Genomic DNA, 14323 nt, shown 5'->3' on the forward strand with positions numbered 1-14323 from the left:
CCTCACGTCACGTGCCGGGCCACAGCTGCAGCCACAGCCACGGCCGCCGCCACCCTCAGATCCCCGGCCACAGCCATCCTGCCGTGCCACAGCGATAATCGCTGTGGCACGGCAGGATGGCTGTGACTGGTCCGGAGGCTTACTGTGGCTGGGCTTGAAGGCTGTGGTTGAAGCGACGGTGTTCGTCAGACATGCGGGGGACCCCAGCGCGGGTCAGTTTCTCCGCGAGCCGTTGAGCGGAGGTCAGGTCACTCCACATCCACCGCACGAAGCGGATCCCCTCTTCCTGCATGCGCTCCATCCGCTGCTTCTCCTCGCGAATGACGTCCTCGATACTCCGTCCGGAGTAGCTGGCCCCTCCGGTGTACTTCTTCTTGCCGTCGAACTCGCCGGCCAGCCGCAGCTCCTCCCACCAGAAGTCGACGATCCCCAGGAGCTGTCCATAGGCGTCGTAGATCTCGTGCTGGAGTTCAGGCGCCTGGAACCCCAGCTCTTCGATGTTGAGCCGGCTGAGGGACTCACCGGGAGACTCGGAGAGCGGCGAGGCGAATTGGGCGATCCGCCGGAAGGCTGCGGCGGCCTTCTGGGTCAGGCAGAGGTCCGCCAGTCCGAGGAATTCCCGGCGCTCCATGGGGGTCGCCGTGCGGGGGTGTTTGCCGTCATCGGCGAGGCGTCGGCCACTCAGCACGGCATCGGCCACCATGAGGGCGCTGCCCGCGGTCATGTGGGGAAGGGCATCGGCCAACGTGAGGTGGAGGTCCTCCGCCCGGAGCGCGACCTCGCCGTCGATGAGCAGCGAGACGGCGGGGCGTTCCGCCTCGGTGGAGTCCGCCCATGACTTCGGGTAGACCAGTCGGCGTTCGCCGAACAACGGGCGTTTCGAGGCATCAGGCCGCGAGCGCCGGGTGGTCCCGGCGGCGCCGACGCTGGAGGCCCGGAGCTTCACCACCGTGGGGATGCCGTTCAGCGGAAGCCGGTGGAGCATGAGGGCCGTTTCCCGTGCGAACACCGGCGGCTTCTTCGACGTCATGGCGATCGACAGGGCCGTCGTGAGGTGTCGCTCGCGGTTGAACGCACTGTTCCAGCTGGTGGCTTGAACGAATGCCCCGGGGCGCAGCCGTATGGAGGTTCCGGTGGCGGCGGAACGGTGCAGTCGATGCCCCCAATCCATCTCTGGTCGGTCTGCCGAGGACAGCATCAGCGGGATGTCCCACGCCGTCAACGTGCCGGGGCCCGTGTGGCTGACGGGGTGGGCGGGCAGCGGGTGGGCGGGCAGCGCGGCCGGTTCTCGAGAATCCATGGCATCCACTCCACCCGGAAGGGGGTCCACAGGGTGCGGGCGCCGTGCTCCTCTGTGGAGACCTCGCCGGTGACGGCCCCTTGTGGAGGAGTGCTGCCGGCTCTGATCCGATCCCGGATGCGGAACCGAATTTCCAGCCATAGTGATCCTGCCCGGCCACACTGATTATGAGTGTGGCTGGGCAGGGTCGGTGTGGCTGCGCCGGTGTGCCGCTGTGGCTGGGCAGGATCACTGTGGCGGCGGGTTCAGCCCTGGCGGGAGGGCTGGGGCAGCGCCACCTGCCGGATGCCGACGCCGCGCCGGTACAGCCGCTGTGCGGGGATGGGCACCACCGTGCGCCCCGGGAAGGCGGCCTGCAGCAGCTGGTGGGCGCCGTCGTCGTGCGGGTCCTCGAAGGAGGGCACCACCACGGCGCCGTTCACGGGCAGGACGTTGACGTACGACCAGGCCAGGGGGCCGCGCTCATCCTGGCCGGCCAGCGGGGCGGTCACGGTGGCCACGTTCAGGGGGCGGCCCCGCGCGTCCGTCTGGCTCTGCAGGATCTCCAGCGTGCGCACGGACACCGCGTGGTCCGGGTGGGCGGGGTTCTCCTGCCAGTGCAGCAGCACCACGGAGGGGGAGGCGAAGGCCACGAGCTGGTCGATGTGCCCGCCGAACCCGAAGCGTCCCCGGTCCCGGGCCAACCCACCGGGCAGCCAGATGATCTTGCGGATGTCCGTGTAGCGGGTGAACTCGGCCTCGATGTGCGCCCGGGACCAGCCGCCGTTGCGGGCGGGGTCCAGCAGCACGGACTCGGAGACGATCAGCGTGCCCTCACCGTCCGTGATGAACGCCCCGCCCTCGTTGACCATGAGGGAGAGCTGGCGCCGGGCGCGGGTCAGGTCGGCGATCGTGCCGCCGGCCACGTCATCCAGCCGGTACTCGAGGCCCGGGCGCCGGCCGAAGCCGTTGAAGACCCAGTCGATCATCCCGAGCTTCCGGCGTCCGGTCCGCCCGTTCTCGGGGCCGAGGGTGAAGGTCGGCCCGGTCAGGCCGAGGTAGGGGTTGTCCATGGCGAGCGGCACCACCGGGATCATGGGATCCACGTAGGTGTGCACGATCTGCCGGTCGGCCGGATCCACCAGCAGGGTGACCGGCTCATAGTCCATGACCGCGTGGGCCACCCGGGTCCACGCCCGCCGGGCCCCGGAGAGCTCCCAGAGCGAGGAACCCATCTGCGCGTAGTCCCGGGGGAAGGCCATCCACAGCCGCTCCTGCGGCTCGGTGTCCGCGGGCAGGTGCCAGGTCGCCGTGGACAGGTCCGCCGAGGCCGCAGCCCGCGGCAGTGTCTGCGGGTCCTGGCGCATGGCTCCCTTTCCTCAGGTGCATCACGGGGGTTCTCGGAGTCGGTCCTGACCTGCGCCGCAGCGCGGTGGGTCGATCTCCGACCTCTCCATGCTATGCGAGGGCGCAAGACCCCCACCCCGGAACGGCCGGTCACGGCCGGTTCGTTATGCGTCCGTTCTCCTATCCAGCCGGCCCGCGGCCGCCTCCAGGGCATCCCGGACGGCGACGACGGCCGGAGACCCGGCGGAGGAGGACCGGATCGAGGTGAAGACGGTGCGCAGGGGACGCCCGGCGAGGGGGATCCGGCGCAACCGGGCCTCGTGGTCCACGAGGGTCAGGCCGGGCAGCAGTGCCAGCGCGTTGCCGGACTCCACGAGCCGCACGTGGGCCTGGAGGTCCGCCGAGACGAAACGGACATCCGGCTCGTGGCCGGCCGAGCGGACCAGCTGCTCGGCCCAGTGCCGGGTGGCCGTGCCGTGCGGCTCCATCACCCACGGCAGGGGTCGGTGGGTCAGCAGCGCCGCCAGCTCCCCGCCGGGTGGCAGCGGCCCGCCGTCCACGGTGAGGTCGGCCGGCACGGCCAGCTGCAGCTCGTCCTGCAGCAGCTGGCGGCGGTCCAGGCCGGGCCAGTGGGGTGCCGAGTGCCCGGGGTACTGCTCGGCGACGACCACATCGAAGTCCCGCGCCCAGGCCTCGTGCAGGGCCTGCTCCGGTTCGTAGTGGACGAGCTCCAGCCGCAGGTCGGGGTGCTGGGTGCGCAGGCGGGACAGTGCGGCGGGAACCACGGTCAGGGCCGCGGACTGGAAGGCGGCCAGACGGACCCGGCCGCTGATGGCGCCGCCCGCGGACGTCAGCGCCGTCTCCGCCTCCTCGAGGGCATCCAGGATCGGCTCGACCCGGCTCACCAGGGCCTGCGCCGCCTCGGTGAGCTGCACGTTGCGGCCCACTCGGCGCAGCAGCTGCGTCTTCGTCTCCCGTTCCAGCAGGGAGAGCTGCTCGGAGACGGAGGAGGGCGCCAGGTTCATGGCCCGGGCCACGGCGGAGAGGGTGCCCCGGATGGCGAGCTCGCGCAGCAGCACGAGGCGGCGGACCTCCAACATCGGCGCCCCTTCCTCCAGCAGTTCTCCGGCAAGCCTCCGGCAAGCCTCCGGCAGGCTTCCGACAGGGTTCCGCAGGCTTCCGGCAAGCCATCGGCATGCTGCCACAATTGTTCGGGTCATCCGAAGGGTACCGTGCGGAAACGTTCGCTGGTCACGCACAGTGTGACGGAGAACAATGGCTGCATGAGCACCCTGCACCCGGCGATCCCGGACCCTGACGAGTTGCGCACCCTGGCCCCGGCCGCCGTCGAGCAGGTCAAGGCCTGGCTCCACGAGGCACGCAAGCACCCCTCGAACTTCTCGGCCCAGCAGCTGGCGGGCGTGCTGAAGGACCCGGCCGGGCTGGACTTCACGGTGGGCTTCGTGGACCGCGTGATCCGGCCGGAGGACCACCGGATCGCGGCGGAGGCGCTCGCGGACCTGGCCCCGCAGACCCCAGGGTTCCTGCCCTGGTACATGCGCTCGGCCATGGGCGTCGGCGGACGGCTCGCCCCCTTACTGGCCCCGGTCGCCGTGCCCGCGGCCCGCAGGGTGCTGCGTGAGTTGGTGTCCCACCTGATCGTGGACGCCACGGACGCCAAGCTCGGCCCGGCCATCGCCAAGCTCCAGACCGAGGGGATCCGCCTGAACATCAACCTGCTCGGCGAGGCCATCCTCGGCCAGCAGGAGGCGGACCGGCGGATGGACGGCATCCGCGCCCTGATCGAGCGCGAGGACGTGGACTACGTCTCCGTCAAGGTCTCCGCCGCCACCGCCCCCCACAGCCCCTGGGCCTTCAAGGAGGCCGTCGAGGAGGTCACCGCCGGCCTCCTGCCGCTCTACGAGCTCGCCGCCTCCCAGGCCGGCGCCGGCGGGGCGGCGAAGGGTCCCACCTTCATCAACCTGGACATGGAGGAGTACCACGACCTCGACATGACCCTGGCCGTGTTCATGCGCCTGATGGACACCCCCGCCCTGCAGGACCTCGAGGCGGGGATCGTGCTGCAGGCCTACCTGCCGGACGCCCTGGACGCCATGATCCGCCTGCAGGAGTTCGCGGCCCGCCGCGTGGCCGCCGGCGGGGCCCCCCTGAAGGTCCGCGTGGTCAAGGGCGCCAACCTGCCCATGGAGCACGTGCAGGCCTCGGTCAGCGGCTGGCCCGCCGCCACCGTGGACTCCAAGCAGGCTGCGGACACCAACTACAAGCGCGTGCTCAACTACGCGCTGACCGAAGAGCGCACCCGCAACGTGCGGATCGGCGTGGCCGGCCACAACCTCTTCGACGTGGCGCTGGCCTGGCTGCTCGTGCGGGAGCGCGGCCTGAGCACCCGGTGGCGCCAGGGCGGGCCCAGCCCGGACGTCGAGTTCGAGATGCTGTTGGGCATGGCCACCGGCCAGGCGGAGGCGGTGCGCCAGGACGTGGGCTCGCTGCTGCTCTACACCCCCGTGGTCCACCCGCACGAGTTCGACGTGGCCATCTCCTACCTGATCCGCCGCCTCGAGGAGGGGGCCAGCCAGGAGAACTTCATGTCCGCCGTCTTCGAGCTGGACACGGACGCCGAGCTCTTCGCCCGCGAGGAGGCCCGCTTCCACGCGTCCCTCGAGGACCTGGACACCGAGATCCCGACGCCGGCCCGGAGTCAGAACCGGCAGCTCGCCTCCTCGCCGGGAGGCCTGCAGGCCTCCCGGGGACCGGTCCCCGACCCCGTGGACGGCTTCGCCAACACCCCGGACACGGACCCGTCCCTGGCCGCCAACCGAGACTGGGGACGCGCCATCACCGCCGCGGTCCCGGGGTCCACGCTCGGGACCGAGACCGTCGCCGCCGCCCAGGCGAGAACACCGGAGCAGGTGCAGGCCGCCGTCGGGCAGGCCGTCTCTGCCGGGGAGGCCTGGCGGACCCTGACGGGGGCCGACCGCGAGAGGGTGCTGAACGCCGTGGCCGACTCCCTGGAGGCGAGCCGCGGCGCGCTGCTCGAGGTGGCCGCCGCCGAGACCGGCAAGACCCTGGACCAGGGCGACCCCGAGGTCTCCGAGGCGATCGACTTCGCGCGGTACTACGGGCGGCTGGCCCGCGGCCTGGACGAGGTGCAGGGCGCGCGGTTCCACCCCGCCAAGCTGGTGCTGGTGATCCCGCCGTGGAACTTCCCGGTGGCCATCCCCACCGGTGGCGTGCTGGCTTCACTGGCCTCCGGAGCGCCCGTGGTGTTCAAGCCCGCCCCGCAGTCGGTGCGCACCGGGGCCGTGGCCTACGAGGCCATCCGCGAGGGTCTGAAGACCGGGCTCGGGCAGCTCGGCTGGGACGCGGACCGGGTGGCCGGGACCGCCGAGCACCTGGTGAGCTTCCTCAGCATCGACCCGGACCGCGAGGCCGAACTGGGCGAGGGGCTCATCACCCATCCGGACGTGGAGCGGGTCATCCTCACGGGCGGCTATGAGACCGCGCAGTTGTTCCGCTCCTTCCGGAAGGACCTGCCGCTGCTGGCCGAGACCTCCGGCAAGAACGCGATCATCGTGACCCCGAGCGCCGACCTGGACCTGGCCGCGAAGGACGTGGTGAACTCCGCGTTCGGGCACGCGGGACAGAAGTGCTCCGCCTCCTCGCTCGTGATCCTCGTGGGCTCCGTGGCCACGTCGAAGCGCTTCCACCGCCAGCTGCTGGACGCCGCGGCCTCACTGACCGTGGGCTACCCCGAGGACCCGCGCTCGCAGATGGGGCCGGTGATCGAGGAGCCCGGCGAGAAGCTGCGGCGCGGGCTGACCGAGCTGGGCGCCGGCGAGCACTGGGCCCTGCGGCCGCAGCCGCTGGACGACACCGACCGGCTGTGGAGCCCGGGGATCCGCGCCGGCGTCCGACCCGGTTCGGACGCCCACCTGACCGAGTACTTCGGCCCCGTGCTGGGCGTGATGACCGCCGAGACGCTCGAGGACGCCGTGGGGTTGGTCAACGCCGTGGACTACGGGCTGACCTCCGGGCTGCACTCCCTGGACCCGGACGAGATCGAGGTGTGGCTGCAGACGGTGCAGGCCGGCAACCTCTACGTGAACCGCGGGATCACCGGCGCCATCGTGCGCCGGCAGCCCTTCGGCGGCTGGAAGCGCTCGACCGTCGGGGCGGGCACCAAGGCCGGCGGACCGCACTACCTGCACGGGCTGGGGACCTGGACGGATGCGCCGTCGGCTGCGCCGTCGGACGCGCCGGCCCACGACGACGGCCTGGCGGCGGCCGCTGAAGGGTCCGGTTCGGACTCGGGTCGGCCTGCCACGGCCACCGACGGACTCACCGGGATGGGCCACCACCTCGCGGACGGTGCGGACCTGGACGAGGGCGACCGCCGCTGGCTCGCCGACGCCGACCGGCTGGACGAGGCCGCCTGGCGCGAGACCTTCGGGGTGGCCCGGGACGTCTCCGGGTTGATGGCCGAGCGCAACGTGCTGCGCCACCTCCCGGTGCCGGTGACCATCCGCTGGGAGTCCGGCCCGCTGGTGCACCTGCTGCGCGTGCTGATGGCCGGCCGGCGTGCCGGGTCGGCGCTCTCGGTGAGCGTGCCGCAGACGCTGCCGGCCGACGTCGGGCGTCTGCTGGCCGGTGACCCGGACGTGGTGGTGCACGTGGAGGACACCGCGGCGTTCCACGCCCGGGCCGCGCAGCTGACCGGGCTGCCGCCGTCCGCACCGGGCGGCGGGGACCCGCGGATCCGGCTGGTGCAGGACTGGAGCGCCTCCGCCGCGGACACCTCCCGGGAGGCCCTGCTCGCGTTGCACGAGGCGCTCGACGGTTCCCCGGACGTGGCCGTGTCTGCGGGGCCGGTGGTCTCGGCCGGCGACGTGGAGCTGCTGCCGTTCCTGCACGAGCAGGCCATCTCCATCACGGCCCACCGCTTCGGCACCCCGGACCACCTCACCGAGCACCTCCTCTGATCTTGGACAACTGGAGGTCGAATCCGGACCGTTTACTCGCCGGTAACCGCCGAGAATGGGCCGGATTCGACCTCCAGTTGCCGGGGTGCGGGGGAAGGGTCGATAGTGTCGGGGGCATGACGCACGCACCAGGGCAGCAGCCCCGCTCGGTAGAGGTCCGTTCGCAGGTGGTCGAGGCCGCCGTGGAGCTGTTCAGCGAGCGCGGCTTCGAGGCCACGAGCGTGGATGACCTGGCCCGTGCCGCCGGGGTGTCCCGGTCCACCTACTTCCGCCAGGTGGGTGGCAAGGAGGACGCGGTGTTCGCCGACCACCCCCGGCTCATCGAGGAGCTCGGGGCGTGGATGGACGGGCAGGCCGGCGCCGAGGGCCACCCCGCTGACCCGTGGGCCACCGTGTGTGCGGCCTCCGAGCGCGTCTTCGCGCACCTCTCCGCAGACCTGGACCTGGCCCGCCGCCGCTACACCGCGGTCCGTGCGGTCCGTGCCCTGCGGGACCGGGAGATCATCACCGAGCGGGGCTATGAGCGGCTCTTCTCCGGCTACCTGCGGGGGAGCGTACCGGGCCTGGAGCTCGTGGACGCGATCGGCTTCGCGGCCCTCGTCACCGCCACGCACAACCACTTCCTGCGCCAGGCGGTGCGGTCCGAACCGACCGATTCGGGCGAATCGGCGGAAGGGGTCCGCGACCGCCACGCGGCGGCCCTGGACCGGGCCCTGGTGCGGGTCCGGCAGCGCTTCGGTGTCGGCGCGGACGCCGCCCCCGGGCCGGAGGCGGCCTCCGCGCAGGTCCTGGTGGCAAGCTTCCCCGTGACCATGCCCTCGGGCGAGGTGCTGCGCCGGGTCCGTGACGCCCTGGACGCGGAGGCCTGACAGGACCCCGTCTGACACTCCATTCCATTGTGCATGGAACTGAGTGTCATCTACCATGGGACCCATGACCGAGACCTCCCCCTCCGAGCCCTTCCCTGGCGCCACCGAGCCCGACTATGACGTGACCAGCCCGCTGGACGTCGACTACTTCGACGCGTTCCGGGACATCCCGGCCGCCGACCGCGAGATCTGGGACCGGGCGCGGAAGGCCGCGGCCGCCGTCGCGCCCCAGATGGCTGAGGGCTGGGACCGCCACCTCTATCCCATCGAGGCGGCCGTCAGCCTGGGCCGGCACGGCCTCTTCAACGACGGGCTGGTCCACCCGGACCTGGAGGAGTTCTCCCCGCTGGCCACCGGGCTGGTGAACATGGAGGTCTCCCGCATCGACGGCTCCCTCGGCACCGTGATCGCCGTCCAGGGAGGGCTGGCCCTGCGGACCCTGGTGTACTGCGGCAGCCCGGAGCAGCAGGCCGAGTACGTCAAGCCCCTCGCGTCCGGTGAGGTGCTCGGTTCCTTTGCCCTGACCGAGCCGGACCACGGCTCCGACTCCTCCGGGCTGGCCACCACCGCCACCCGTACCGCGGCCGGCTACACCCTGCGCGGGGCCAAGAAGTGGATCGGCAACGGGGCCTCCGGTGGCATCACCTTCGTCTGGGCGCGGGTGGACTCCCCCGGGGGCGAGGACCACGGGAGGGTCCGCTGCTTCCTGGTCCCGCAGGACACCCCCGGCTACCGGGCCGAGGTCATCGCCGGCAAGGGCGCCCTGCGCGCGATCGACCAGGCGCTGATCCACCTGGATGACGTCCAGGTGCCGGCCGACGCCCTGCTGCCGGGCTCGACCTCGTTCAAGGACACCTCCCGGGTCCTCTACGCCACCCGTGCCGGCGTCGCCTGGTCCGCGCTGGGCCATGCCACGGCCTGCTTCGAGTCCGCGCTGGCCTACGCGAAGCAGCGCGTGCAGTTCGGCAAGAGGCTCGCCCAGCACCAGATGGTCCAGGAGAAGCTGACCCGGATGCTCTCCCAGCTGGTGGCCATGCAGATGTACTGCGTGAACCTGGCGCAACTGGAGTCCGAGGGCCGGTTGCGCCCCACCCAGGCCTCCCTGGCCAAGTACCACAACACCCGCACCGCCCGGATGATCGCCTCGGAGGCCCGGGACATGCTCGGCGGCAACGGGATCCTGCTGGAGAACGGCGTGATCCGCCACCAGATGGACATCGAGGCCATCCACACCTATGAGGGCACCGAGTCCGTCCAGGCCCTGCTGATCGGCCGCGACCTCACCGGCTTCAGCGCCTTCGCCTAGGCCGGCGGGAGTGCGGTCTCGGCCAGGCTGCGCTCCAACAGCGTGCGCAGCACGGCGCGATCCACGCCGGTCAGCCGCGTGAGGTATAGGCAGGCCTTGCTCGCCCGATGCCGGCCGAGCGTGTCCATCAGCTCCGGCCAGCGTTCCGCGAAGTCGCTCACGAGGTAGAGGGTGTGCTCCCGCGGCCCGGAGGCGAAGGCCATCAGTGGCGCGCGCCCACCGTGCCCGCTCGCGTACCGGTACTCGAACTCCCCGAAGCCGATGATCCGGCCGGCCCAGACCACGGCTTGCTCGCCGCTGACCTCGGCGTGCAGCGCGAGGAGTTCATCGGCCTCGGCGCGGCGGGGGCCGGTGACGCGCTCGAGGACCTGTTCCACCGGGAGATCGGATGGTGACATGGCGGGCGGTTTCGTGGCCACGGTGCTCCTTGCGCTCTGATAATGCGGGCCGGGCCGCCGGTCCGGACAGTATAGGAAGGGGCGTCGTGTACCCGTCAGTAACTTATCGTGGCACCATGGAGCCATGCACCTGATCTTCCGCACCCTGTTGGTGCTCCTCAAGGCCCGCCGCCGCTCCGCGCTGAGCGTCTGGGAGACCTCCTCACTGCCGTTGAAGGCCCTGCCCACGGACATCGACTTCGCCATGATCGTCAACAACGGGATGTACTTCTCGCTGATGGACCTGGGGCGGTTCGACCTGCTGGCCCGCAGCGGCTTCTGGGACCTGATGATGAAGCGCAAGTGGACCCCGGTGGTGCAGTCGGAGCAGATCTCCTTCCGCAAGTCGATCCGGCTGTGGCAGCGCTTCAGCCTCGAGACCAGGATCATCGGGGTGGATGAGAAGTGCATCTGGATCGAGCAGCGCTTCGTGCGGGAGGGCGAGATCTATGCTCGCGGCTACCTGGCCACCCGCTTCGTGGACGCCAGCGGCGCAGTGGAGCTGCAGGAGATCATCGACGCGGTCCGGACCGAGCTGGGCCAGACCCTGCCGGAGGACTTCACCGTCCCGGACTGGCTGCACGAGTGGCGCGGCAACGTCGCCCTGCCGGGGACCCGGAGGCCGGCCCCGCACGTCTGGTCAGACCTCCGGTGAGATGAACGACGCCGGCCGGGCGCCGCCGTCGTCCATCTCGCCCGGCAGGGTGGCCGGGATACGGGACGCGCGAGGGCCCAGTGCCCGGAGAAGGACGGTACACATGCACCTGCCGTGGCAGGCACGCCGGTTCATCGCGGTCGTGGTCGGAGGACTCCTGGCCCTGACCTACCCACTGTGGGGGCAGCCCTTCATCGCAGTGCTGGCATGGCTGACGGGCCTCAACGGGCAGGGCGGGTTCGGTCCGGCCACGGCCCTGACACTGCCGGGCCTGCTGTTGGGGGGGCTGATCGCCTCCGTGCCGGCCGCCGTCGCCGCCGTCGCCTGGTTCATCGGCGACGCTGCGGAGGCCACCGGCCGGGGCGGGGACGCCGGGCGGATGGAGCCCCTGGCCCCCGAGCGCCGCAAGGCCTTCAGCTGGCTGCGCCTGAGCGGGTGGCTGGTGGTCTTCGGAATGCTCGTGGGCATGCTCTTCTCCACCTCGGACGTCTTCCAGTCCTGGGCTGGTGCCATGCAGGGCCTGGTCGAGCGCATCGACCCGCAGCTGCCGGCCGTTCAGCGCGACGCGGTGGCGGCCATGCTTCAGGCGTTCCCCTTCTCCGCCCTGGCACTCTTCGCCTGGTCCCTGATCTCCCTCACCATGCCCCAGCGCCGTCACCGCTGGCCAGGTACCAGCGATTGGCGGCCATGGATGAGCCTGGCGGTGGGCGCGGCCGTATGGCTCGCCGCGGTCCTGGTCTCCGTGGTGCCCGCCTACCTGTTGATCGGCTGAACGAGGGGCCGTGCTCGCGGAGCCGGCCTCAGTGCGATCTGGGTCACAGGGGTGCAGGATGGAGGGTATGAACAACCGCCTGCTCGTCATCGGGGGACTGGCCACCCTGGCCCTGGTCCTGGTCATCGCCTATCTGGTCGGGTTCTGGGCCTGGATCCTCCTCGGCGTCATCGCCCTGCTGCTGGCGGTCCTCGCGGTCTGGGACGTGACCCAGAAGAAGCACGCCATCCTGCGCAACTTCCCGGTGATCGGGCACGCCCGTTACCTGCTGGAGTCGATCCGGCCGGAGATCCAGCAGTACTTCATCGAGCGGAACTATGACGGGCGGCCGTTCGACCGGGACACCCGGTCCATCATCTACTCGCGGTCCAAGGGCGCTGACGACCACAAGCCCTTCGGCACGGAGAAGGAGACCGGCAGCATCGGTTATGAGTTCCTGCTGCACTCCACGGCCCCCGTCCGCCCGCCGGAGCGGATCCCCACCGTGCGCATCGGCGGGCCGGACTGCCGCCAGCCCTACGACCTGTCCCTGCTGAACATCTCCTCGATGTCCTTCGGCTCGCTGTCCAAGAACGCGGTGCTGGCCATGAACAAGGGCGCCGGGATGGGCGGGTTCGTCCATGAGACCGGTGAGGGCGGGCTCACCAGGTACCACCGGGGCAACGGGGCGGACCTGTTCTGGGAGATCGGCTCCGGCTACTTCGGCTGCCGCACCCACGAGGGGCGTTTCAACCCGGAGACCTTTGCCGAGAAGGCCACCCTGCCCGAGGTCAAGGGCATCACCATCAAGCTCTCCCAGGGGGCGAAACCCGGCCTGGGCGGGGTGCTGCCGGGGCCCAAGGTCACCCCTGAGATCGCCGAGGCCCGCGAGGTGCCGGTCGGTGTGGACTGTATCTCCCCGGCCTCCCATTCCGCTTTCACCACCCCGCGCCAGATGGTCCGGTTCATCGGCCAGCTGCGTGAGCTCTCCGGTGGCAAGCCGGTCGGCATCAAGTTCTGCGTGGGCTCGCGGACGGACGTGCTGGCGATGTGCAAGGCGATCTGGGAGGAGCGGACCGCACCGGACTACATCATCGTGGACGGTTCCGAGGGCGGCACGGGCGCCGCCCCGCTGGAGTACTCGGACCACGTGGGCACCCCGCTGACCGAGGGCCTGATGCTGGTGCACAACGCGCTGGTGGGCACCGGCCTGCGGCACATGATCAAGATCGGCGCGGCGGGCAAGGTCGCCTCCGGCTCGGACATCGTCAAGCGCCTCATCCAGGGGGCCGACTTCACCATGTCCGCCCGGGCCATGATGATGGCCACCGGATGCATCCAGGCCCAGAAGTGCCACACCAACCACTGCCCCGTGGGCGTGGCCACCCAGGACCCCCGCCTGGTGCGGTCACTGGACGTGGAGGACAAGTCCAAGCGGGTGCACAACTACCAGAAGCTCACCGTGCGTGAGGCGGTGCAGATCATGGCCTCGATGGGTCTGGACCATCCCTCGCAGCTGAACACGCGCATGCTCCGGCGCCGGGTGGACCACCTCAACACCCGCTCCTACGCCTCGATCTACCACTGGCTGCGGGAGGACGAGCTGCTCAACGAGCCCCCGCGCGGCTGGGCGGCGGACTGGCGGGAGGCCGACGCCGACCACTTCGGCGAGCACGCGCCGGTGGGCTACCTGACCGAACCGGACCCGCAGTGGCGGGACGAGCTGGACGTGCAGACCTCAGCGATGTCCCTGGGAGAACTGCGCTCCACCCTGCGCTCGGGAGAGTCTGTGAACGCCGTGCCGGCCGGCGCCACCCCGGCGGAGGCCGGCGCGGAGACCGGCGCGAAGGCCGACGCGGAGGCCGTCCCGGAGAGGGTCCCGGCGGGCGCGGCGAACTCGGCGGACTCGGCGGGGGACCGCGGCGGGGAGGAATGGTCCGGCGAGGGGGAGCCCCGCTCCGGTGGCCGGCCTCCCGAGCGCAACGCCGACGAGAAGAACATCGACGGCGCCCGGCCGCGGCGCTCGCGTAGCGAGACCGGGTCAACGCCCGTGGTGAGCAACGAGCCCCGCCCGGAGGGCCAGCTGGGTTCCTGAGGCGGTGACTACGGGCCGCCGGCAGGGCGGACCCGCTCTAGCATGTAGGACATGTCACACAATCCCTCCGGTCCAGCCGGCCCCTCGGCCGCCGCTGCCGCGTCCCGGCCCACCCCGCCCCCGCTCGAGTTCCTCGCCACCGTGGCGGTCGAGGTGAGCGCACCCGTCGAGATCGGGCGGACCCACCGCGGGCAGCGGCGGATCATCCCGATCACCGGCGGCACCGTCACGGGCCCCGAGCTCAACGGCACCGTCCTGGCCGGCGGTGCCGACTTCCAGCTCATCCAGTCCGAGACCTCCTCGGACCTGGACGCGCGCTACGCCATCGAGACCGACGACGGCGAGCGGCTGTACGTCATGAACGCCGCCTACCGCACGGGCTCGGCCGAGGACATCGCCGCCCTCGCCCGCGGCGAACGGGTGCCCGCCGAGCGGATCTACTTCCGCTGCGCGCCCCGCTTCGAGGTGGCCGGTGAACGGTGGGCTTGGTTGGAGTCCACGGTGGTCATCGGCTCGGGCCGTCGCGAACCGGAGCGCGTACTGATCGACCTCTGGGCGGTCCGCTGAGCCGGCCGGCCGTCCGG

General features: G+C 71.3%; 11 protein-coding genes. 7 read left to right on the plus strand and 4 right to left on the minus strand.

Annotated elements, in window-relative coordinates:
* Window positions 1-139: 139 nt before the first annotated feature.
* The 3 genes from AB0K08_RS02405 to AB0K08_RS02415 all read right to left on the minus strand — a co-directional run bounded on the left by AB0K08_RS02405 (window position 140) and on the right by AB0K08_RS02415 (window position 3726).
* Window positions 140-1300, minus strand: a complete 1161-nt coding sequence (locus AB0K08_RS02405; protein ID WP_363351279.1) for a hypothetical protein — start codon at window positions 1298-1300, stop codon at window positions 140-142.
* Window positions 1301-1545: 245 nt separating this feature from the next.
* The gene (locus AB0K08_RS02410) at window positions 1546-2646 is read right to left on the minus strand and encodes an agmatine deiminase family protein (protein ID WP_363351281.1); all 1101 of its coding nucleotides are present in this window, start codon (window positions 2644-2646) and stop codon (window positions 1546-1548) included.
* Between the two features lie 144 nt (window positions 2647-2790).
* Window positions 2791-3726 carry a LysR substrate-binding domain-containing protein gene (locus tag AB0K08_RS02415; RefSeq protein WP_363351283.1) on the minus strand — a complete coding sequence of 312 codons (936 nt, stop codon included), beginning with the start codon at window positions 3724-3726 and terminating at the stop codon, window positions 2791-2793.
* 183 nt (window positions 3727-3909) lie between these two features.
* On the opposite strand from AB0K08_RS02415, the gene AB0K08_RS02420 reads away from it, so the two are divergent.
* The 3 genes from AB0K08_RS02420 (at window position 3910) to AB0K08_RS02430 (ending at window position 9801) form a co-directional block, all read left to right on the plus strand.
* Window positions 3910-7626, plus strand: coding sequence for a bifunctional proline dehydrogenase/L-glutamate gamma-semialdehyde dehydrogenase (locus AB0K08_RS02420; protein ID WP_363351285.1), 3717 nt, complete (start codon window positions 3910-3912; stop codon window positions 7624-7626).
* Window positions 7627-7742: 116 nt separating this feature from the next.
* Complete coding sequence (locus tag AB0K08_RS02425; protein WP_363351287.1) at window positions 7743-8495, plus strand: helix-turn-helix domain-containing protein; 753 nt, start codon at window positions 7743-7745, stop codon at window positions 8493-8495.
* A gap of 64 nt (window positions 8496-8559) precedes the next feature.
* On the plus strand, window positions 8560-9801 hold the full coding sequence (locus tag AB0K08_RS02430) for an acyl-CoA dehydrogenase family protein (RefSeq protein ID WP_363351289.1): 1242 nt from the start codon (window positions 8560-8562) through the stop codon (window positions 9799-9801).
* On the opposite strand, the gene AB0K08_RS02435 is transcribed toward AB0K08_RS02430, so the two are convergent.
* Window positions 9798-10220, minus strand: a complete 423-nt coding sequence (locus AB0K08_RS02435; RefSeq protein WP_363351291.1) for a DUF1801 domain-containing protein — start codon at window positions 10218-10220, stop codon at window positions 9798-9800. The genes AB0K08_RS02430 and AB0K08_RS02435 overlap by 4 nt on opposite strands.
* Before the next feature lie 103 nt (window positions 10221-10323).
* Here AB0K08_RS02435 and AB0K08_RS02440 point away from each other — a divergent pair, with 103 nt between their 5' ends.
* The 4 genes from AB0K08_RS02440 (at window position 10324) to AB0K08_RS02455 (ending at window position 14306) form a co-directional block, all read left to right on the plus strand.
* The gene (locus tag AB0K08_RS02440) at window positions 10324-10893 is read left to right on the plus strand and encodes an acyl-CoA thioesterase (protein ID WP_363351293.1); all 570 of its coding nucleotides are present in this window, start codon (window positions 10324-10326) and stop codon (window positions 10891-10893) included.
* A 103-nt stretch (window positions 10894-10996) separates the two neighbouring features.
* Entirely contained in the window at window positions 10997-11665 is a 669-nt protein-coding gene (locus tag AB0K08_RS02445; protein ID WP_363351295.1) for a hypothetical protein, read from the plus strand.
* Between the two features lie 67 nt (window positions 11666-11732).
* A complete protein-coding gene (locus tag AB0K08_RS02450; RefSeq protein WP_363351297.1) occupies window positions 11733-13739 on the plus strand; it encodes a glutamate synthase-related protein in 2007 nt (668 codons plus the stop codon).
* A gap of 51 nt (window positions 13740-13790) precedes the next feature.
* Window positions 13791-14306, plus strand: a complete 516-nt coding sequence (locus tag AB0K08_RS02455) for a DUF3237 domain-containing protein (RefSeq protein ID WP_363351299.1) — start codon at window positions 13791-13793, stop codon at window positions 14304-14306.
* The last annotated feature ends 17 nt before the right edge of the window (window positions 14307-14323 follow it).

Source organism: Citricoccus sp. NPDC055426, assembly GCF_040677445.1.
Lineage (GTDB): Bacteria > Actinomycetota > Actinomycetes > Actinomycetales > Micrococcaceae > Citricoccus.

Excerpts from the sequence above, each read along its gene's own strand:
- AB0K08_RS02420 (WP_363351285.1), top strand. The coding sequence starts at position 3,910 with ATGAGCACCCTGCACCCGGCGATCCCGGACCCTGACGAGTTGCGCACC.
- AB0K08_RS02415 (WP_363351283.1), bottom strand. The coding sequence starts at position 3,726 with ATGTTGGAGGTCCGCCGCCTCGTGCTGCTGCGCGAGCTCGCCATCCGG.
- AB0K08_RS02455 (WP_363351299.1), top strand. The coding sequence starts at position 13,791 with ATGTCACACAATCCCTCCGGTCCAGCCGGCCCCTCGGCCGCCGCTGCC.
- AB0K08_RS02425 (WP_363351287.1), top strand. The coding sequence starts at position 7,743 with ATGACGCACGCACCAGGGCAGCAGCCCCGCTCGGTAGAGGTCCGTTCG.
- AB0K08_RS02440 (WP_363351293.1), top strand. The coding sequence starts at position 10,324 with ATGCACCTGATCTTCCGCACCCTGTTGGTGCTCCTCAAGGCCCGCCGC.
- AB0K08_RS02410 (WP_363351281.1), bottom strand. The coding sequence starts at position 2,646 with ATGCGCCAGGACCCGCAGACACTGCCGCGGGCTGCGGCCTCGGCGGAC.
- AB0K08_RS02405 (WP_363351279.1), bottom strand. The coding sequence starts at position 1,300 with ATGGATTCTCGAGAACCGGCCGCGCTGCCCGCCCACCCGCTGCCCGCC.
- AB0K08_RS02445 (WP_363351295.1), top strand. The coding sequence starts at position 10,997 with ATGCACCTGCCGTGGCAGGCACGCCGGTTCATCGCGGTCGTGGTCGGA.
- AB0K08_RS02430 (WP_363351289.1), top strand. The coding sequence starts at position 8,560 with ATGACCGAGACCTCCCCCTCCGAGCCCTTCCCTGGCGCCACCGAGCCC.
- AB0K08_RS02450 (WP_363351297.1), top strand. The coding sequence starts at position 11,733 with ATGAACAACCGCCTGCTCGTCATCGGGGGACTGGCCACCCTGGCCCTG.